This window comes from Halomonas sp. MCCC 1A13316 (assembly GCF_014931605.1).
In the GTDB taxonomy this organism is placed as follows: domain Bacteria; phylum Pseudomonadota; class Gammaproteobacteria; order Pseudomonadales; family Halomonadaceae; genus Halomonas.
The window spans coordinates 116,927-136,980 of the sequence record NZ_CP053382.1 but is presented as its reverse complement, the minus strand read 5'-3'; the positions used below and the strand labels follow the sequence as shown (position 1 = coordinate 136,980).

19 protein-coding genes are annotated in these 20,054 nt (G+C 65.2%); 8 read left to right on the top strand and 11 right to left on the bottom strand.

Annotated features, from left to right (window positions below):
• The first annotated feature begins 1 nt into the window (after position 1).
• The 7 genes from nosZ (at position 2) to HNO52_RS00615 (ending at position 6,588) form a co-directional block, all read left to right on the top strand.
• Positions 2–1,876 carry a TAT-dependent nitrous-oxide reductase gene (gene nosZ / locus HNO52_RS00645; protein WP_197567169.1) on the top strand — a complete coding sequence of 625 codons (1,875 nt, stop codon included), beginning with the start codon at positions 2–4 and terminating at the stop codon, positions 1,874–1,876.
• A gap of 48 nt (positions 1,877–1,924) precedes the next feature.
• A complete protein-coding gene (locus tag HNO52_RS00640; protein WP_232090457.1) occupies positions 1,925–3,235 on the top strand; it encodes a nitrous oxide reductase family maturation protein NosD in 1,311 nt (436 codons plus the stop codon).
• The gene (locus tag HNO52_RS00635; protein WP_197567168.1) at positions 3,232–4,167 is read left to right on the top strand and encodes an ABC transporter ATP-binding protein; all 936 of its coding nucleotides are present in this window, start codon (positions 3,232–3,234) and stop codon (positions 4,165–4,167) included. The genes HNO52_RS00640 and HNO52_RS00635 overlap by 4 nt, the downstream gene beginning before the upstream one ends.
• Positions 4,164–4,988 (top strand): ABC transporter permease, encoded by an 825-nt coding sequence (locus tag HNO52_RS00630; RefSeq protein WP_167115694.1) that lies wholly within the window; start codon positions 4,164–4,166, stop codon positions 4,986–4,988. Before HNO52_RS00635 ends, HNO52_RS00630 begins: the two co-directional genes overlap by 4 nt.
• A gap of 27 nt (positions 4,989–5,015) precedes the next feature.
• The gene (locus HNO52_RS00625) at positions 5,016–5,600 is read left to right on the top strand and encodes a nitrous oxide reductase accessory protein NosL (RefSeq protein ID WP_197567167.1); all 585 of its coding nucleotides are present in this window, start codon (positions 5,016–5,018) and stop codon (positions 5,598–5,600) included.
• A 65-nt stretch (positions 5,601–5,665) separates the two neighbouring features.
• Positions 5,666–6,208: a hypothetical protein gene (locus HNO52_RS00620; protein ID WP_197567166.1), complete on the top strand. Its 543-nt coding sequence runs from the start codon at positions 5,666–5,668 to the stop codon at positions 6,206–6,208.
• Positions 6,208–6,588: a DUF6164 family protein gene (locus HNO52_RS00615; protein WP_197567165.1), complete on the top strand. Its 381-nt coding sequence runs from the start codon at positions 6,208–6,210 to the stop codon at positions 6,586–6,588. Before HNO52_RS00620 ends, HNO52_RS00615 begins: the two co-directional genes overlap by 1 nt.
• A gap of 59 nt (positions 6,589–6,647) precedes the next feature.
• On the opposite strand, the gene HNO52_RS00610 is transcribed toward HNO52_RS00615, so the two are convergent.
• The 9 genes from HNO52_RS00610 to HNO52_RS00570 form a co-directional block, all read right to left on the bottom strand.
• Entirely contained in the window at positions 6,648–7,184 is a 537-nt protein-coding gene (locus HNO52_RS00610; RefSeq protein WP_197567164.1) for a hypothetical protein, read from the bottom strand.
• Between the two features lie 86 nt (positions 7,185–7,270).
• Positions 7,271–7,618, bottom strand: a complete 348-nt coding sequence (locus HNO52_RS00605; protein WP_197567163.1) for a cupredoxin domain-containing protein — start codon at positions 7,616–7,618, stop codon at positions 7,271–7,273.
• A gap of 25 nt (positions 7,619–7,643) precedes the next feature.
• Positions 7,644–9,317, bottom strand: coding sequence for a NapC/NirT family cytochrome c (locus HNO52_RS00600; protein ID WP_232090455.1), 1,674 nt, complete (start codon positions 9,315–9,317; stop codon positions 7,644–7,646).
• A 163-nt stretch (positions 9,318–9,480) separates the two neighbouring features.
• Positions 9,481–11,091 carry a cytochrome D1 domain-containing protein gene (locus HNO52_RS00595; RefSeq protein WP_197567162.1) on the bottom strand — a complete coding sequence of 537 codons (1,611 nt, stop codon included), beginning with the start codon at positions 11,089–11,091 and terminating at the stop codon, positions 9,481–9,483.
• A gap of 263 nt (positions 11,092–11,354) precedes the next feature.
• Complete coding sequence (locus HNO52_RS00590; RefSeq protein ID WP_197567161.1) at positions 11,355–12,119, bottom strand: Crp/Fnr family transcriptional regulator; 765 nt, start codon at positions 12,117–12,119, stop codon at positions 11,355–11,357.
• Positions 12,116–13,039 carry a c-type cytochrome biogenesis protein CcmI gene (gene ccmI, locus HNO52_RS00585; RefSeq protein WP_197567160.1) on the bottom strand — a complete coding sequence of 308 codons (924 nt, stop codon included), beginning with the start codon at positions 13,037–13,039 and terminating at the stop codon, positions 12,116–12,118. Before ccmI ends, HNO52_RS00590 begins: the two co-directional genes overlap by 4 nt.
• Positions 13,036–13,521, bottom strand: a complete 486-nt coding sequence (locus HNO52_RS00580) for a cytochrome c-type biogenesis protein (RefSeq protein ID WP_232090447.1) — start codon at positions 13,519–13,521, stop codon at positions 13,036–13,038. The genes ccmI and HNO52_RS00580 overlap by 4 nt, the downstream gene beginning before the upstream one ends.
• Positions 13,518–14,081, bottom strand: a complete 564-nt coding sequence (locus HNO52_RS00575; RefSeq protein ID WP_197567159.1) for a DsbE family thiol:disulfide interchange protein — start codon at positions 14,079–14,081, stop codon at positions 13,518–13,520. The genes HNO52_RS00580 and HNO52_RS00575 overlap by 4 nt, the downstream gene beginning before the upstream one ends.
• A complete protein-coding gene (locus tag HNO52_RS00570) occupies positions 14,078–16,078 on the bottom strand; it encodes a heme lyase CcmF/NrfE family subunit (protein WP_197567158.1) in 2,001 nt (666 codons plus the stop codon). The genes HNO52_RS00575 and HNO52_RS00570 overlap by 4 nt, the downstream gene beginning before the upstream one ends.
• A gap of 389 nt (positions 16,079–16,467) precedes the next feature.
• Between HNO52_RS00570 and HNO52_RS00565 the strand changes: the two genes are divergently transcribed.
• Entirely contained in the window at positions 16,468–16,989 is a 522-nt protein-coding gene (locus HNO52_RS00565) for a peptidylprolyl isomerase (protein WP_269476084.1), read from the top strand.
• Positions 16,990–17,071: 82 nt separating this feature from the next.
• Here the strand turns inward: HNO52_RS00565 and dsbG are convergent, their stop codons facing one another.
• Both dsbG and dsbD read right to left on the bottom strand, forming a co-directional pair.
• A complete protein-coding gene (gene dsbG / locus HNO52_RS00560) occupies positions 17,072–17,860 on the bottom strand; it encodes a thiol:disulfide interchange protein DsbG (RefSeq protein WP_232090445.1) in 789 nt (262 codons plus the stop codon).
• Positions 17,861–17,952: 92 nt separating this feature from the next.
• Complete coding sequence (dsbD, locus tag HNO52_RS00555) at positions 17,953–19,845, bottom strand: protein-disulfide reductase DsbD (protein WP_197567156.1); 1,893 nt, start codon at positions 19,843–19,845, stop codon at positions 17,953–17,955.
• Positions 19,846–20,054: the final 209 nt, after the last annotated feature.

The following is a 20,054-nucleotide window of genomic DNA, read 5'->3' as shown; positions in this document are numbered from 1 at the left end:
CATGAGTGACAAGAAGCAGATCGAGAACCTCGGTCGCCGGCATTTCCTGCGCAACAGCGCGGTGACCGGTGTCGCCGGGGCCGGCCTGGCCAGCGGTTTCGGCGCCAGCGCGCTGATGAGCAGCCGCCAGGCCCAGGCTGCCGCGGGCGCCGAAGGAAGCGTGGCACCGGGCGAACTCGACGAATACTACGGCTTCTGGAGCGGCGGCCACTCCGGCGAGGTGCGCGTGCTGGGCGTGCCCTCCATGCGCGAGCTGATGCGCATTCCGGTGTTCAACGTCGACAGCGCCACCGGCTGGGGCATCACCAACGAGTCCAGGCGCATCCTGGGCGAGTCTGCGCGTTTCCTCAACGGTGACAGCCACCATCCTCACGTCTCGATGACAGACGGCCGCTATGACGGCAAGTACCTGTTCATCAACGACAAGGCCAACACCCGCGTGGCGCGCATCCGTCTCGACATCATGAAGACGGACAAGATCACCACCATCCCCAACGTCCAGGCGATCCACGGCCTGCGCCTGCAGAAGGTGCCCCACACCAAGTACGTGTTCTGCAATGCCGAGATGCCGATCCCGCAGATCAATGACGGCCGCGACCTGGAGAACCCGGAGAACTACTGGACCATGTTCAACGCGGTGGACGCGGAGAGCATGGACGTGGCCTGGCAGGTGATCGTCGACGGCAACCTCGACAACACCGACGCCGACTACACCGGCCGCTTCGTCGCCTCCACCTGCTACAACTCGGAAAAGGGCATGACGCTCTCCGAGACCATGCGCGCCGAGCGCGACTGGGTGGTGGTGTTCGACGTCGAGGCGATAGAGGCCGCCGTCGCCGCCGGCCAGTACGAGACCCTGGGCGACTCCCCGGTGCCGGTGCTCGACGGCCGCAAGGGCTCCCAGCTGACCCGCTATATCCCGGTACCCAAGAACCCGCACGGCCTGAACACCTCGCCGGACGGCAAGTACTTCATGGCCAACGGCAAGCTGTCACCGACCGTGAGCATTATCGCGATCGACAAGCTGCCCGAGCTGTTCGAAGACGCCATCGAGCCGCGCGACACCGTGGTCGGCGAGCCCGAGCTGGGCCTGGGGCCGCTACATACCACCTTCGACGGTCGCGGCAACGCCTACACCACGCTGTTCATCGACAGCCAGATAGCCAAGTGGAACATCGAGGACGCCATTCGCCACTACAACGGTGAAGAGGTGAACTACATCCGCCAGAAGCTGGACGTGCACTACCAGCCCGGCCACAACCACGCCAGCCTCACCGAGTCGCGCGACGCCGACGGCAAGTGGCTGGTGGTGCTGTGCAAGTTCTCCAAGGACCGCTTCCTGCCGGTGGGCCCGCTGCGCCCCGAGAACGACCAGCTGATCGATATCTCCGGCGAGGAGATGAAGCTGGTTCATGATGGCCCGACCTACGCCGAGCCGCACGACTGCATTCTGTTGCGTGCCGACCAGGTCAATCCGGTACGCCTGTGGCAGCGAGACGACGCCTTCTTCGCCGAGACGGTCGCCATGGCTGAGGCCGATGGGGTCAATGTCGAGCGCGATAACAAGGTCATCCGCGACGGTAACAAGGTACGCGTTTACATGACCTCCGTCGCCCCGACATTCGGCCTGACCGAGTTCAAGGTCAAGCAGGGCGACGAAGTCACCGTGGTGGTCACCAACCTCGACCAGGTGGAAGACCTGACCCACGGCTTCTGCATGGTCAACCACGGAGTCCAGATGGAGATCGGCCCGCAGCAGACCGCCAGCGTCACCTTCGTTGCCGACAAGCCCGGGGTGCACTGGTACTACTGCAACTGGTTCTGCCACGCCATGCATATGGAAATGACCGGCCGCATGCTGGTCGAGAAGGCCTGATCGCCCTCGGGGCCGGGCATGCCCGGCCCCGAGACTTTGGAGAAACGTATGACCCGACGACCGATAATCGGCGTCCTGACCCTGATTCTGACCGCCTGGCTGGTAATGCCGGGCGAGTTGCTGGCCGCCGATTGGCGGGCCAGCCCGGGCGAATCGCTGCAGACGCTGGTGGATCGCGCCAGCGCCGGCGACCGCCTGCTATTGCCCGCGGGCCGCTACCCCGGCCAGTTGACTATCGACCGCTCGCTCACCGTAAAGGCCGAGCCCGGTGCCGTAATCGATGCCGGCGGCAGCGGTCACGGCGTGATCCTCGAAGCCCCCGGCAGTGTGATCGACGGCCTCACCGTCGAGAACTGGGGCCGCGACCTCACCGCCATGGACAGCGGCATCCTGGTGGAGAGCGCCGCCACCGGCAGCGTCATTCGCCACTCGCATCTCGAAGGTCCCGGTTTCGGCATTCGCCTCGATTCGGTGAACGAGGTCGAAGTGCTGGATAACGTCATTCGCGGCGACACTTCGCTGCGCTCGCAGGACCGCGGCAACGGTATACACTTGTTCAATGTGCGCAACGCCCGGGTGGAAGGCAACGAGATCCGCGACGTGCGCGACGGCATCTACATCGACACCAGCAGCCAGAGCCTGCTGCGCCGCAACGTGATGCGGGACCTGCGCTACGGCGTGCACTACATGTACGCCCACGACAATCGCCTGGAAGAGAACCTGACCCGCAACACCCGCACCGGCTACGCGCTGATGCAGTCGCGCCACCTGACGGTTCTCGACAACCGTTCCGAGGGTGACCTCAACTACGGCATCCTGATGAACAACATCACCTACTCCACGCTGCGCGGTAACCGAATCAGCGGCGTGCGCCAACCGTTGGACGCCAGCGGCGAGGGAATGGTCAGCGGCGCCGAAGGCAAGGCACTGTTCGTCTATAACGCCCAGTTCAACCGCTTCGAGGGTAACCGCCTGGCAGAGAGCGACATCGGCATCCACCTGACCGCCGGCTCCGAGGAAAACAGCGTGGTCGGCAACGCCTTCGTCGACAACCGCCAGCAGGTGATGTACGTGGCCACTCGGACCCAGGAGTGGTCGGAGGAGGGCCGCGGCAACTACTGGAGCGACTACCTGGGCTGGGACCTGGCCGGCGACGGCTTGGGCGATACGCCCTACGAACCCAACGATGCCATGGACCGCTTGCTGTGGCGCTACCCTGTGGCGCGGCTGCTGATGCACAGCCCCGCGGTGCTGACCCTGCGCTGGGTGCAGCGCCAGTTTCCCGTCTTCCGCCCCCAGGGCGTGAAGGACAGCGCCCCCCTGATGACAGAACCCGACTTCGGAGACACCGACTCATGACCGCGGTGATCGAATTCCACGGCGTGACCCGACGCGACGGCGACGTGGTACGCCTCGATGCCCTCGACCTCACGGTCAGCGAAGGCGAAGTCCTCGCCCTGCTCGGCCACAACGGCGCCGGCAAGACCACTACCATGAAGCTGATCCTGGGGCTGCTCTCGCCCAGTGAAGGCTCGATTTCCGTACTCGGCGGCGCCCCCGATGGGGCTCATGCCGAGACGCTGCGGCGCCGACTGGGGTACCTGCCCGAGAATGTCAGCTTCTACGAACAGCTCAGCGGCCGCGAGGTACTGGAGTTCTTCGCCCGGCTCAAGCGCGTCGACCGGCGCCAGGTGGGCCAGTTGCTCGAGCAGGTCGGCCTGGGTGCGGCGGCCAAGCGCCGCGTCAAGACCTACTCCAGGGGCATGCGCCAGCGTCTGGGCCTGGCCCAGGCGCTGCTCGGCGAGCCGCGCCTGCTGCTGCTCGACGAACCCACCACCGGACTCGACCCCGCCGCCACCCGCGATTTCTACGAGACGGTGCGCAGCCTGCGCGAGCGCGGCTGCACGGTGCTGCTCTCATCCCACGTGCTGCCTGGCGTGGAGCCCTACATCGACCGCGCGCTTATCCTCGGCGGCGGTCGTCGCCTGGCGCTGGGCAGCCTCGAGACCCTGCGTGCCGAGGCAGCGCTGCCAACGACCATTCGCGCCCGCGGCCGGCTGGAAGGCGCCGACTGGAAGCAGCCCTGGAACGACGCGCGCATCCAGGCCCGGCCGCTCAACGGTCACGAGGTGTCGCTCTCGGTGCCGGCCGACGCCAAGCTCGCCGTGCTGCGACACCTCACCGCCCAGCCCGGCGTCGAGGACGTCGAACTGCTGCCGCCCACGCTGGAACACCTGTATACCCATTTCTCCGCCGGGCTCGCGCCCCGTGAGCGAGGAGACGCCCAATGAACGCCATTCTGACCCTGGCCGGCAAGGAATTCCGCGACGGCATGCGCAACCGCTGGGTGCTGGCCATCACCCTGGTGCTGGCCCTGCTCGCCGTGGGCATCGCCTGGTTCGGCGCCGCCGCCAGCGGCGGGCTGGGCTTCACCTCGCTGGCCACGACGCTGGTCAGCCTCGCCACCCTGGCGGTGTTCCTGATCCCGCTGATCGCCCTGCTGCTGGCCTACGACGCCGTGGTCGGCGAGCAGGAAGCAGGTACCCTGCTGCTGCTGCTCACCTACCCGGTCAGCCGCAGTTCTCTGTTGCTGGGCAAGTTCCTCGGTCACGGCCTGATTCTTGGCAGCGCCACGGCGCTCGGCTTCGGCATTGCCGGCGTGGTAATCGCGGTGGGCGCGGAAGGGGTGGCGCTGGGCGAGCTCGCTGCCGGCATGGGCCTGCTGATCGCCAGTAGCGTGCTGCTGGGCTGGGTGTTCATCGCCTTCGCCTACCTGATCAGCGTGTGGGTGAGCGAGAAGGCACGCGCCGCCGGCCTGGCGCTGGTGGTGTGGTTCCTGTTCGTGCTGGTGTTCGACCTGGGGCTATTGGCGCTGTTGGTCAGCGTCAAGCAGGGCGGCGACTGGCTGCCCTGGCTGCTGCTGCTCAACCCCACCGAGCTGTTCCGCCTGATCAACCTGGCCGGCTTCGAGGCAGCGCGCAGTTATACCGGCCTGACCTCCATTGCCGTGGGTGGTGCCTTCCGCCCCACCGTCCTGCTGCCGCTGTTGATGGCCTGGGTGCTGGTGCCCCTGGGTCTGGCGCTGCTGCGCTTCCGTCATCGCTCGGCCTGAGCCCGCTTTTCCTATCGGAGGAAACTGATGTCCCGCTTCCTGCTGCTTCCCCTGCTCCTGCTGTCGCTGCTGCTTGCCGGCTGCGGAGAGTCGGAGCCCGTCGCCCTGGCCGCTGCCGAGCCCATCGAGTCCGGCGACAGCTGCCACGTATGCGGCATGCTGATCAGCGAGCACCCCGGCCCCAAGGGCGAGGCCTTCCTCGACAAGCAGGGCTCGGCGCTGAAATTCTGTTCCACGGCGGAGCTGTTCACCTTCCTGCGCCAACCGGAGAACGAGACCCGCCTCTCCCACGCCTACGTGCATGACGTCGCCGCCGCACCCTGGGCCACGCCCGACGACGAGGCCTTCGTTCTCGCCAGCGAGGCGTGGTATGTGGCGGGTCACGACCAGCGAGGCTCCATGGGCCACACGCTGGCCTCGTTCAAGCAGCAGAGCGACGCCGAGACCTTCCGCGCGGAGCACGGCGGAGAGCTGTACGCCTATGCCGACATCGACCTCGAACTGCTCGCCCGCCTGAGCCGCGGTGAGCTGGGCGGCGATGAGGCGATGGGCGACATGGCTGGCCACGGCAGTGATTCTGGCGCGATGCATGCCACCAGCGGGACACACTGAGCCCGGCGGGACAGCTTTACCGCTTCGTGCTAGGCTCGGGCGCAGTTCACTCCAGAGGCCCCCGCATGCGCTCGATCGTCCCGTTCGCCCCCGTATTGGTCGGCCTGGCCCTGGCCGGCCCGGCCTCGGCCACCAACTACAACGTCAGCGATGCCGAGCAGCACGAGAACTGGCACTCCGTGGTGTTGACGCTAGGCGAGGAGCGCCATTTTCGCGCGCTTGAGCAGACCAGCTACAGCGACTCGATCCTGAGCTTCAACTACACCGCCGGCGTGTGCGATCTGCCGTGGCTCGAAGTGCGCGTCGAGCTGCAGGAGCACCAACCCGAGAGCCGTGTGGCCAACCTGGTGCCCGGCGACCTGCGGGTGGATCACGAAACCATCCACAGCGGCATGGCGGAGTTCATCACCCAGCGCGGCGACCGCGGCTTCTACGTCAATTTCTATCTCGATACCCAGGACCAACTGACCGACGAGATGCGTGGCGGCGAGACACTGCGGCTGCGCCTGGACCGCGGCGACGGGGACTACTGGTTCATGAGCTTCGACCTGGCGGGGGCCGAAGCCGCCATTTCCCGCGCCGAGCGGCTGTGCGAGGCGGCAGGCTGATGGCGACATTGCTGTTTCGGCTGGCCAACGTCACCGAGGAGGAGGTCTGGGAAGTGCGCCGGCTGCTCGACGAGCACGGCTTCGACACCTACGAGACCCAGGCCGGTTTCTGGCGCCTGGGGGTCGACGCCATCTGGCTGCGCGACCCCGCGCAGCTGGAGGCGGCACGCGAGGTGCTCGAACGCTACCAGGCCGGGCGGCAAGCGCGCGCTCAGCAGGAGCATGCCGCCCGCGTCGCGCAGGGAAACGCACCGACCCTGTGGCGTCGCCTATGGCAGCATCCCGTGCAGATGCTGCTGGTGGTGTTGGCGGTACTGGCCATTCTGGCCCTCACATTGGCGCCCTTCCTCGGACTGATCGAGCGCATCGGCAGCGACTGAGCGCTTGACGGAAAAGCGAAACGGCCGCCAGCAGGCGGCCGTGACAGGTTCTGCGGCTCTCAACGAAACCGCTGCGTATCCAGGTACTCCACCGACAGGTAATCCTCGAAGGTCCACAGCCGCACGAAGCGTCCTCGATGGTCCGCCTCGTCGCCATCGCCACCCCACACCATCAGGCTCTGGGGCGTTTCCGGCATCTCCCCCTGGAGCTGCTCGAACCACCAGGCGGCCATCTCCTCCTCCCAGGGTTCACCGTGGTTCGCCACGAGCCGCTCGATGACCCGCTCGCGCTCTGCCACGTCGGGATGGAAAGTCACCACCAGTGCCAGAGCGTCGTCGCCGGCCGGGAACACGTAGCGCAAGTCGGTCTGCGGTGCGTCCTCGTCCTGCAATTCGCCATCGATGAGGCGGTCGCCCTCCTCGGTCTCGAAGCCGGCAAGGTTGACCACGGCGGCGTCGCGGTCAAGCTCGGTCATGACCTCGCCGTATGACATCCCGAACTCGGCGCTGCGATAGCCCGTCGGACCTTCCGCTGCCAGGGCCGTGGTAAAGGCCAGAGCGGCCAGGCTACCGCCGAGCCAGGCTGACGCTTGCATGTATCGTCTCATTGACGCTCCTCTAGCATGAACGGCTGCGAGTGCGGCCAAGCCGGCGTTCGCAGCGAATGTCGACATGTTCCCGATCATTCAGCCGGCACCACCGTGATCACCCCCTCCATGTCGCGATTTTCGTGCGGGCGGCAGTGGTAGGGGTAGGTGCCGGGCTCGTCGAAGGTGCGCTCCCAGCTCTCCCCAGGGAACAGCCGCTCCGAGCCCTGTTCCTCATCGGCAAAGTAGACGTCGTGGCTGGTACGCTTCTCGGCATTGACCCAGCGCACCGTGGCACCGGCCGTCACCTCGAGTTCGGCGGGGTGATATTCGTAGTCGCGCATCTCCACTTCGGTCACATCGTCGCCGGCCTGCACCACCCCGCTCAGCAGCAGGGTGGCCAGGGCGGTCGCGCCGAATGTCAGTCCGATACTCTGTCGCATGAGCGTCTCCTCCCCGGCCGGCGCGTCAACGAGTGACGCGCGTGGCATTGATCTCCACCATGTCTTCGCCGAAGGTCTCTTCCGGAGTCTCGGCGCCGAAGGCGAGGCCGTACTGGAAGGAGACGTGGTGGAAGCGCGAACCGGCATGGTCGTCGTGCAGCGCCACGTTGAGGCTATAGAGACTCGACAGGTCGAGCGGCTTGTCGCCTTCCGTACCGGTCTTGAGTGCCCGGGTCAGGTAGGCGGTCCACACCCCGTCCTGCTCTTCGGCGCTGAACACGATGGCCTGGCTATCGCTGAAGTGCCGCTCGTCGAGGACATAGCCCGACTCGACCGAGCTGTCGCCGCTGTTGTAGCGCGCCAGATCGAGGTAGACGCCGCCGTCGAGGAGCTCCTGAATCTCGGCTTCCTCCTTGAGCTTGTCCCAGCCGCCGCGCGCCGCGCCACGACGCCCTTTGATCTCGATCTCGGTGCGGCTCTCGGCGAGGTACTTGGTGACACCGTTGCCACTGGTCAGATCGAGGCGTTCGGCCAGATCGCTCGCCACCAGCGTCGCGGCATCCGGGGCATCCGGCATGTAGGCCGAATCGTGGTGACAGCTCGCCCAGCAGCCCCCCTGCTCGGCCAGCTCGACGCGCTCGTCGGAGAGGCCCACGGTCAGCTTGAAGGGGTTGTTCGGGTCCATCATGCCGCCGTCGACGAAGGGTAGCGGGGCATGTTCGCCCTCCTGCCACTGAAACTGCATGTAGAGGTACTCGTCATCGAAAGCGGCTTTTACGCTCATCGGCACGTGGCCTCGCTTGTCGCCGAGGTCGAAAGTCTCGATCTTCTCGCCGGCGACGGCCAGCGCGCCGATATCCGCCTCTTCGCCCTGGTGGCACCAGATGCAGCGGTCGCCGAACTTGACCGCCCGGCCGCCGCCATGCTCGCTGCCGTCCTGGATCCATTCGATGGAGGCCTGGCCGGGCAGAAAGAGCGTCAGGTCGGTGGCCGGTACCGACTCCCAGTCGAGCGATGCGGCCAGGTTCTCGTCGACCGTGGCGGCCTCACCGAGATCCTCGCTTTCCAACGGTACCTCGGTGGCCTCGGCCTCTTCCGCGACTTCGACGACGTCGAAGCGACCCGCCCAAACCGGTGACTCATCCCACGCCTCAGGCAACTGGTGAGCGATGCCTTGGTGGCATTCGATACAGGTCATGCCCTGTTCGAAGGCACGGGCGTGCTCGCGTGAGGCGCGGGCGGCCTGCTGTTCCAGATCCATCGCCGACCAGTCGTGACAGTTGCGGCACTCGCGCGAATCGGTGCGCAGCATCGAACGCCAGACGTTCTCGGCCAGGTGGAGACGTTTGGCCTCGAACTCCTCCTCGGTGTCGATGGAGCCCAGCATCCAGTGCCACACCTCGCGGCTGGCCTGGATCTTGCGGATCATCTTCGGCCCCCAGGCGTCCGGCACATGGCAATCCGAACAGATCGCCCCCACGCCGGTGGCGTTCTGGTAATGGGGACGTTCCTGGTATTCCTCGTGAACCCAGTTCATCTCATGGCAGGAGGTGGTACAGAAGGTATAGCTGTTGGTGGCTTCCATCACGGTGTTGAAACCGCCCCAGAATATGATGCCGGCAATAAAGAAGAGCACGGCGGCACCCAGCGATGCCCCCAGGATGGTGATCTTGCGCCAATTGCGTGGACGCTCCCCCATGGTCTTTCTCCCCAATGTCATGATGCGAGTGCTTGCCCTCGCCTGCCGCCGCCCTGGTCGTGGCTGTTCGTTTCGGCCCCTTCACCAGGCGCTTCGCTCGATGCAAAGTGTCTGGTGAAGGGGCCGGGGTTCCCCATGGGGCCCCCGGCGGTTACGGCTAGGATCAGCCGACGTGGTTCTTGCGGTTGTAGACGTTGAACTTACCGGTCGGCGTGTTGAGGCCCTCGACGACCGCCTTGACTTCCAACGTCTTGTCGTCGAAAACGACGATGGCGCCATCGTTCTGGTGACCGTCGCCGCGCGCCCAGATGGAGACCCATACCTCGGTGCCGGTCTGGTCGTACTCCATGTGCACCGCCACGGCATCGTGCTCCAGCGGCCGGTCGGCAACGTGGATCGGCGTCAGCTCGCGGGTCTCCTTGTTCATGACCATGACCCACTGGTTGACGTCGGGCTCGGGGTGCATGGCCTGGTCGATCCAGACATTGTCGGAATCGGGGTGGGTGCGCACGAACAGCCCCGGGCCGTCGGTCTCGATCTGGTCGCAGATCTGCCAGGCCTGGTCGGGATGCCCTTCGGGATCGTTGCCCCAGAAGGTCAGCAGGCCTTCACCCAGGTGAGTGGTGCCGGCCACGGGACCGCACTCGGGATCGACCCAGTTGGCGCCCGGGCCCGGGTGAGGCTTGGTGCCGGTCTCCAGCATGCTGACCAGCTTGCGCGTCTCGGTGTCGATGAAGACCATCTTGTCGCTCATGTTGGCGGCAATCTGGAAGTAGCGACCTGTGGGATCGAAGAAGCCGTCGTGCAGGTACTCGGCGGTTTCCATCTGGTCGATGCGCAGGTTGTCGATGTCGCTGTAGTCGACCTGCCAGACCTGACCGGACTCCTTGACGTTGACCAGGAAGGTCGGTGCGTGCGGGGTGTTGTAGAGCGCCGCAACGCGAGCCTCGTTCCTGAAGTTGCCCTCGGTGTCGTAGCTGCGGGTGGAGACGACCTTGAGCGGCTCCATGGTCTCGGCATCGGCGATCACGAAGTGCGGCGGCCAGTAGGAGCCGCCGATGACGTACTTGTCCTTCCACTCGCCATAGTGGGAAACCGCCACGTCGCGGGCGTCATAGCCGATGAACACTTCGGCGGTGACCTGGGGCGGGTTCATCCACAGGTCGATTTTGGAGAGACGGCCGTCACGGCCCTGGACGTACCAGAAGCGACCGTCGGAGCTCTCCTTGGCCACGTGTACGGCATAGCCGGTCTCGACCTCGGTGACCAGCTCCTTGGTGTCGGCGTCGATAATGCCCATGGCGCCACGGTCACGCAGGATGGTGACCATGAAGTTTTCCCAGTTCAGATCGTGCTGGGGCTCGGTGGGCAGATCCTCCGGTGCGACGAAGACCTGCCAGCGCTCCTTCATGTCGGCCAGCGACATTTCCGGCGGCTGGACCGGGTCGTGCTGGACGTACTTCGAAATCAGCGTGATGTCATCCTCGGAAAGAATGCCATCGAAGTTATTCATGCCGCCTTCGGTCCCCAGCGTGATGATGCTCTCCAGACGACGCTGACCCAGCTCCTGGGTGTTCTCGGGCAGCAGGTCGGGGCCGGTCGCGCCATTACGCGTGGTGCCGTGGCAGCCGGCACAGCGCTGGAAGTAAATATTGCTGGCGTGATCCATTTCTTCAGCGGACAGCTCCGGTGCCGCGGCCTGGGCGGTTCCCACCATGGCCGCCAGCGGGAAGCTGAGGGCGAAGATCCCCTTGCTCAAAGCTCTCTTGTGCATAACACGTGCCTCGCTTGGTTTCCCCTTCGGGTAGTGGCTGGCGGGTGCCCGGCATGACCTGTTCTTCTGCGTGCTAGCGACCATGAGCTTGAGCTACCCCCCACCTGCCGCCATTAGTAGCAATTTTGCTTTCCGCCTCACTTGACCACTGTCAATTGATGCATCCAGGAGTTGACTTATGTCAGAGGAGAGGAAAAGAAATCACGGCCCGCTGGGCGGACCGGATCGAGAGGGGAACAAAGGGGGCGGTTAGTGGGCGGGACTTAGCGACACGGGCGCGGCGCGGCGGCACACGGCGAACCCAGCGCCGCGCTTGGCAAAGGAGTGAGTAACGTTTCCTCGGCGGCGTTGGCGAAGCGCCGCAGTGCGGCGATGTCCTCCACGTGCACGCAGTTGCGCTCGCAGCTGACGCCGACGTCGCGTAGCCGCGCCATGGCCCGCGAAAAGCTTTCCGGCTTCATGCCCAGCCGGCCGGCGATCAGCAGCTTGTCGCAGGGCAGGCAGACGGTGGCCTGGTCGACACCCACGGGGCACAGCGAGACGATGAAGGCCGCCAGGCGCTGGTAGGTGGGCTGCAGCGTGAGCTGGTCGAGCTGGCGCACCAAGGAGCGCAGCATGCCGGAGAGGTTGGCGAGCATATTGAGCGCCAGGCCGTGGTTGCGCTCCAGGGTGGTGAGGAAGTGGTCGGCAGGAAACACCAGCAGCCGGGCATCCTCGGCCACCGCGGCGTTGACCGGAAATCCCAGGCGGTCGAACATCGCCGCCTCGGCAAAGGATTCCCCGCGGGTGAACAGCCCCACCATGCATTCGTTGCCGTCGGGGCTCTCGCGGAACAGCTTGATCCAGCCGCCTAGCACCACATAGAAGCGATCCGCCGGTTCGCCCTTGCTGAACAACAGCGCGCCGCGACGGTAGCTGCGCTCCACGGCGCCGTCGGTGAGCAACGCCAGGGTCTCGTCCTCGAGCCCGACGAACAGAGGTACCTGGCGCACGGCTTGCAGCGCCTCACGGCTCAATGTCTTCATCATGTCTCGCTCCTTGCCGACGCCCCGCCGGGGAGGCTGTCGTCGGCCTGGTCAAGCTGGCCGAGATTGCCGCGGATCACCTCGACTCCGGGGGATTCCGGCGGCAGCAGTACCAGCAGCCGCTGCCAATGGTTTCGCGCTTCGTCCGGCGAGTTCTGCTGCAGCGCCAGGGTGCCGGCCAGCCACAGCGCCTGGATGTGATCGGGATCGAGCGCCAGGGCGCGCTCGATCAGGCCTTCGGGCTCACCGGCCAGGCCGCCGTGTCGCTCGGCCAGGACGTCGGCATAGCGTGTCAGCAGGTCGGGGTCCTGGTCGCCACCGTGGCGCATCGCCTCGCGAAAGGCGCGCTCCGCCGCCGGCAGGTCGTCGAGGAACACCAAGGTGCGGCCCAGCAGTACCCAGCTCCCAAGGTGGGTTGGGTCCTGCGCCAGGCGCCCCTGCAGCTGCTGCGCCAAGTGCTGGAACTCACGCTGCAGGGCGGCTTCGGAGGGCGGTTCGGTCTCGGGGACGGATGCCGAAGTCCCCGCCGGCAGTTGGGTGGCGAAGACTTCTTCCGCATGCCCCACCGTCAGGTAGAGACCGATGGCCATGAACGGCAGCAGTGCGATACTGACCCAGGCGGCCACCAACGGCACGCGCGCCGAGCCAATCCCCTGATTGCCCTGAGGTTCATCGCTGTCGACGGCGCCGCTATCGAGCAGCTCGCGCTCGAGATCGGCCAGGGCGTTGTCGTACTGGGCACGGGTCAACAAGCCCGCCGTCATGTCCTGTTCGAGTTCGCGCACGCGGTCGCGGTGAACGACCAGATTGGTCGCACGTCGCGACGGGTTCTCCGCGCGTGGTGCGCGCAGCAGAGGGGTGACCACGAAGCCCAGCGCTACCAGACACAGGCCCAAGGCCAGCAGCAGGAATGTTCCGTTCATCGTAGCCTCCCGGCGTCATCGCCATGGCGAAGTCGATCGAGCATGGCCCGCTCCCGTGCGCTGAACTCGGGACACTGCGCCATGCGCCGACGACCCGCGACGATACGCCACCAGATCAGACCGCCGCCCAGCAGCAACAGGAAGGGACTGGCCCACAGCAGCGCGGTATTGGCCTGCAGCGCCGGCCGATAGCGCACGTAGTCGCCGTAGCGCTGTACCAGAAATTCGACGATCGCCTCGGCGTCGTGCCCGGCCAGGGTCATGTCGTAGACCCGGCGACGCATGTCGGCGGCGAGCTCGGCGTTGGATTCATGGATGGTCTCGCTCTGGCACACCGTACAGCGCAGCTCGCGCACCAGGGTGTCGTATTGGCGCTGCTGGGCCGCGCTGCCGAACTCCAGTGGCTGGCCGATGGCCAGTGCCATGGCAAGCCCTGCGGGCAGCAGCCAGACGAGCAACAACCAAATCATGCGTTGGATCATGATTGCGCCACCCTCCTGACTTCGCTGGCCCGCTGCTCGGCGCGCAGGGTCTCGACCAGCGGCAGCACCTCGTCGAGCAGCAACTGGCGCGTCAATGGCCCGATGCGCTTGTAGCGGATCACCCCCTCGGCATCGAGCACGTAGGTTTCCGGCGTGGCATAGACGCCCCAGTCGATGCCGGCGTCTCCCTTGGGGTCGTAGGCGATGGTGCGATAGGGATTGTCGCTGACGCTGAGGTAGCGTAGCGCCGCGTCGCGCTCGTCACGGTAGTTGAAGGCATGGATCGGTATGCCACCGCGCGCGAGCTCCATCAGTAGCGGCTTCTCGGCACGGCAGGTGCTGCACCACGTGGCCCAGACATTGACCAGCGTTACCTCGCCGATGAAGTCCTGCTCGGTAAGAAGACGCTCGGCATCCTCCAGCGACTCCAGCGTGAACGGCGGTGCCGGCTTGCCCACCAGCGGCGAGGGCAGGTCGCGGCTGTTCAGGCCCAGGCCAACGAACAGCAGCCCGAGAAGGGCGCTCGAGGCCGCCAGCGTAATCAGCATGCGCAGTTTCATTGGCTTGCGATCTCCAAGGGGTGGCTGGCCGCAGGCTGCCGCTGCATGCGGGACGAGCGATTGGCGGCCAGGCGATAGCGCTTGTCGACGGCCGTCAGCAGGCCACCCAGGGCAAGCAGGATGGCGCCGAACCACATCCAAACCATGTAGGGCTTGTAGTAGAGCCGGAAACTCCAGGCGTCGCCCTCCAGCCGCTCACCCAGCGAGACGTAGACGTCGCGAGTAACGGCGCGATGCAGCGAGGCTTGGTTCATGGGCGTCTGAGCGTGGGTGTCGTAGTAGCGCCGCTGTGGCTGCAGCAGGGCGACCGGGCGACCCTCGCGAGTCACCTCGACGGTGGCCTGGTCGGCCTCCCAGTTGCCACCACGCACGCTCGCCATGCGCTGCAGGGTGAAGTCGAAACCTGCCACTGAGGCGCTCTCGCCCGGGGCCAGGCGCACGTCTCGCTCGACCTCGTAGGTGTTGACCATGGCGATCGCCACCACCACCAGCGCCAGCCCCACGTGGGCCAGGTGCATACCGAGAAAGCTCGGGCGCAGGACCCGCCTGAGCCGGGTCGGCCAAGGCTGCCGCGCGGAACCCAACCGCTTGCGCACGTCGAGCAGCGCCGTCAGCACGATCCAGACGGCCAGCATCAGTGAAAGCGCGGTCATGGGGTACCAGGCACCGAGCGCGAGTGGCCACAGCCCGCCGGCCACCACACTGACCAGGAGTGCCCAGCGCAGCTGGCGGAAGGTCTCCCTGGGATTCGCCTGCTTCCAGGCTACCGCCGGGCCGAGGCCGACAAGCAGCAACAGCGGCAGCATCAACGGGGCGAAGACGCTATCGAAGTAGGGCGGGCCCACCGAGATCTTGCCCAGGCCGAAGGCATCCAGCGCCAGCGGATAGAGGGTGCCGATAAACACCGCCGCACAGGCCACCGTCAGCAGCACATTGTTGGCCAGCAGCAGCGACTCGCGCGAATACCCGGCGAAGGCACCGCCGAGCCCTACCTTCGGTGCCCGCCAGGCGTAGACCGACAGCGCACCGAGCAGGGTCAGGCTCAGCATGCCGAGCAGGAACACACCGCGCTCGGGGTCGGTGGCGAAGGCGTGCACCGACGTGATAACGCCGGAGCGGACGATGAAGGCACCGAGTACGGTCAGCGCAAAGGTGACGATGGCAAGCATCAGGGTCCAGACCTTGAAGCCGCCGCGCTTCTCGGTCACCGCCAGAGAATGGATCAGCGCCGTTGCGGTGAGCCAGGGCAGGAAGGAGGCGTTCTCCACCGGGTCCCAGAACCACCAGCCGCCCCAGCCCAGCTCGTAGTAGGCCCACCAGGCGCCTACGGCGATGCCCAGGGTGAGAAAGACCCAGGCCACCGTGGTCCAGGGCCGTGACCAGCGCGCCCAGGCGCTATCGAGCCGGCCCCCGAGCAGCGCGCCGATGGCGAAGGCGAAGATCACCGCGGTCCCCACGTAGCCCATGTAGAGCAGCGGCGGGTGCAGGATCATGCCCGGATCCTGCAGCAGCGGGTTCATGCCGCGCCCGTCCACAGGCCCCGGAATGACCCGCTCGAAGGGGTTGGAAGTGAATAGAGTGAAGGCGATGAAGCCCACGCCGACCATGCCCAGCACCGCCAGCACCCGGGCCAGCATCTCGCGAGGCAGCGACCGGCTGAACAACGCCACGGCAACACCCCACGCTCCCAGCAGGAACACCCACAGCAGCAGCGAGCCCTCATGGCCGCCCCACACGGCGGTGATGCGATAGCTCAGCGGCTGGCCCAGGCTCGAGTGGCCGGCCACGTAGCGCACCGTGAAGTCGCTGACCACGAAGGCCCAGATCAGCACGGCAAACGATAGCGCCAGGAAGACGAACTGGCCGCTGGCCAGGAAGCGAGCGGTGCGCATCAGGCGGGCATCGCCTAGCTGGGCACCCACCAGCGGCAAGACGCTCTGGGCCAGCGCCAGGCATAGCGCCAACACAAGCGCAAAGTTTCCGAGTTCCGCCACCATGGGCCGGCACCTCCCGCATTCCGGCACCGCGCCTGGGCGAACTGCCGGTCACTGAAGAATATTCATGACCGAGGCAAGCGGAGCTGGGTGGGGTGATTCGGTACTGCCTCGGCCGGTATGCAGGCATGGTCCGGCTATCGCTTTAAAAAAACCATACCCAGTACTTCTTTTCCCAGGCGGGTTGTGATCCACGTCAAACAATCGGGTGTGGCCGGATGTCACGCCCGGGATCGCACGGCGAAAGCCTGACAGCGAGCGCAACTGAACGTAAGCTAGGCACACCCTTTTCACCACGCCATTCATTACCGAACATTCATCGCCGAACATTCAGGAGCTCCTCTGTGCTGAAGCGAACCCTGCTTTCTCTGCTCGCCGCCGCCAGCCTGCCGCTGGTTGTCGCTCATGCCAACGCGGCCGACGTGGTGCTGCAAACCAATCACGGCCCCATCGCCATCGAACTGTTCGAGGAGCAGGCGCCCAAGAGCGTCGAGAACTTCCTCACCTACGTGGAGGAAGGCCACTACGACGGTACCCAGTTCCATCGCGTCATTGACGGCTTCATGATCCAGGGCGGTGGCTTCGACAAGGACTTCCAGCAGAAGCCGACCCGCTCACCGATCACCAACGAGGCCGACAATGGCCTGCGCAACGAGCGCGGCACCCTGGCCATGGCACGCACCGGCGACCCGCACTCGGCTACCGCGCAGTTCTTCATCAACGTCAACGACAACGGCTTCCTCGACCACCAGGGCACCCACTCCGGCCAGGCCTGGGGCTACGCGGTGTTCGGCCGTGTGGTGGAGGGCATGGACGTGGTCGACGCCATCAAGCGGGTGCCCACCGGCAGCCGCGGCCCGTTTCAAGACGTGCCGCGCGAGCCCGTAATCATCGAGCGCGCCGAGCTGCAGTGATCACCTAGCTACCCGCGAAGGCAATAGCGCCCCGCCATCCGGAGATGGCAGGGCGCTGCCGGTTGTTTAACCCTTCAGTGCGTTACTGCGATGTCTCGACAAGTTCACCCATCATTTCCTGAAGCTTTTCAGCTGAGGGTGCTCCCCTGACACGACGAATGTTCTCCCCGTCCCGATAAAACGTGACCGGCGTGGCGAAGAGCTGCGCGTCACGCATGAGTCGATTATTTTCAGTGACCCATTGCTTGCTCTCGTCGGTAATGTCGCCGTCCGGCATCGCTCCCGTCCGATAGTGCTCGGCAACCGCTGCACCGGGGTCCTCAGCGCTGAGCAGGGCGGCAGCCTTCTCGGGACTGTCCGCCATGAGAATTCCCACCATCACGTGGCGGACCTGAACCTTGCCGCTTTCGATCCAGGGCTGGGCGTCCTCCCAGAACTTGCGACAATAAGGACAGTTGGGATCGCTGAAGGTGTAGATCACTCGCGGGGCGTCAGGATCGCCATCGCGGATCCAATGATGATCGGCCATCTTTTCCCAGAGCTCGGCGTTTTGAGATCCGTTGACGATCTGCTCCAGTGCTTCTGCCGACACATCACGGCCCTGGGCGTCGATCAACGTTCCTACCAGCGCATGCTCGCCATCGGGAGTCAGGTAGGCCGCAATGGCCTGACCACGCGCACTGCCGGCATAACCCTTGAGCCCACCCGGGGCGTCGAATTCGCCCTGGATCGTAAGCCCCTGCTGCTCGAGTTGCTCGATGGGCGCGGGCCAGTCGGTAGCGAAGGCCGATCCACTCATGGCCAGCGCAAGGCCGGTACCGATGCCCAACACGAGTCGATGCGAAATGCCATGCTGTTTGTAGTCTTGCACGTTTCTTTTCTCCATCCAGTGATAAGAGGTGATTACCTGTGTCGCGGAGGCGCTGGGGTATGGCGGGGAAAGCCCCAAACGCTGCCAAGGCTTCATGCATCGCTCCCATCGTTGCGCCGAGTCCCCTTCCTGGCGCGGTCGTAGCGCTCGAGGAAAGTTTCAGCGTCCAGTTCACCGATGATGCGTTCGCCGCGACGCTCCTGTCCGTCTTGACCGAACCACATCAATGTCGGTGGGCCGACGACGCCAAAGTTCTGCATGATGGCCTTATCTTCAGCATCGTAAGCGGTGACATCGACCCTCAACCGCTGCACGTCCTGCAGTTCGGTCTGGACTGTGGAGTCGCCAAAGACTTCCTGCTCGATCACTTCGCAGGAAACGCACCAGTCGGCGGTAAACTCGACGAGCGTCATCTGCCCTACATTCGAGGCCATCGCCACGCGTTCTTCGAGTGATGCCAGATCGGCGACTTCATCGAATTCAAGCGGCTCGCTCGCTTCCGATGCGACAGCCGTGCCGTCGCCAATCGGGGAATAGACATCCAGCGGACGCCAGGGATCGTCCGCTCCACCAGCGGCCCCGATCAGGATCAGTGCACTCCACAAACCAATGACCGCCGCGCTGGCGTTGCCGGCCTGAGGCAACGGACCCGCGCTGGCATTGCGTGCCAGCGCTCGCATCGCCACGGCAAAACAGAGCCCCAACGCGCCCCACAGCCCCAACACGATGGGCTCGGGTAAGATGCGCTCAACGAACCAGATCGCCATGCCCAGCAGGACGAAGCCGAAGGCGCCGCGCACGCGTCCCATCCAGGCACCAGGCTTGGGCAAAAGCCGATTGCCCACGGTGCCGATGAGAATCAACGGCGCCCCCATGCCCAGGCCGAGTGCCAGCAATGCCGTACCGCCGAGCCAAGGATTACCGCTTTCCGCGATAAACAGTAGCGCGCCGGCCAGCGGCGCGGTCATGCAGGGTCCGACGAGCAGTGCGGAAAGCACGCCCATGGCAGCGACACCTTTCAGTCGCCCGCCACGCTGGCGAGAGAGGCCCGCATCAAGGCGCTGGCGTATCGCGCCGGGCAGTTCCAGTTCAAACAAACCGAACATTGCCAGCGCCAGCACGACGAACAGTGCCGAAAACATGCCGATGAACCAGACATTCTGGAACAGAATCTGCAAGTTGGCGCCGGCCAGCGCGGCGGCGACGCCCAAGGCAGCGTAGGTGACTGCCATGGGCAGCACATAGGCGAGAGAGAGCATGAGCCCGGCCGCACGCCTGGGAGTGCCCTGCTCGCGTTGACCAATGATCAGGCTCGAGAGGATGGGTATCATCGGCAGCACGCAAGGGGTGAAAGTCAGCAGCAGCCCCATGCCGAAGAAGAGAGCCAGCGTCCAGACTGCATTGCCGTCGGCAAGCCGAGCGGCCAGGCGCTGATCCTCAGCCTGACCGTTCGCTGCTGCGAGATCCGGTGAGTCACTCGCACTGGACGCAACCGGACGGGCCGTGCCGGTATCGGAAGTACTCATGTCGCCCGCACTGCTGGCTTCGGCAGTTTCGAGCTCGAAGGTTCGTTGCTGCGGCGGATAGCACAGGCCAGCATCGGCGCACCCTTGCCAACTCAAGGTGATCGAATCTTCACCTTCGAGTGTGGCCTGCATTGTCAGTGTGTTGCGATAGACCTCTGAGCGACCGAAATATTCATCTTCGATCGTCTCGCCTGCGGGCAGGTCGAGCGGTAGTTCGCGCCCGTCGGCTTCCACGGCGAGGCGGTGACGGTAGAGGTAATATCCGGGCTCGATCTGCCAATCGATGGTCAACGCCTCACCGTCCTGGTTCAGGGTTGGCTGGAAAGCTTGGTCGGGCGGCAGGAAGTCATCTTGCTGGCCGAACAAGCCTTGCGCCAATGCCTCGCTCGCCAAGCTGAGGCTCGACAGCACGACCAACAAGAGGATATGCACGATCCCTGCCGCCATTCGATGTCGCATGAACTTCTCCCGTTGAGTCACCGACTGGCGGGGCTATTCAAATCTAGAGAGATACGCCAGTTGCCAATCGGGACATGCCAGTGCCGATATATTCCACTTAAGACTATCAATATGAAATTAAGTGAACATGACCTGGCGTGAACAAACGAGAACGATCCAATCCCGCTACCGCGTGAGTACAGAAGCCCATCGCAAAGGCGCCTCGCCAC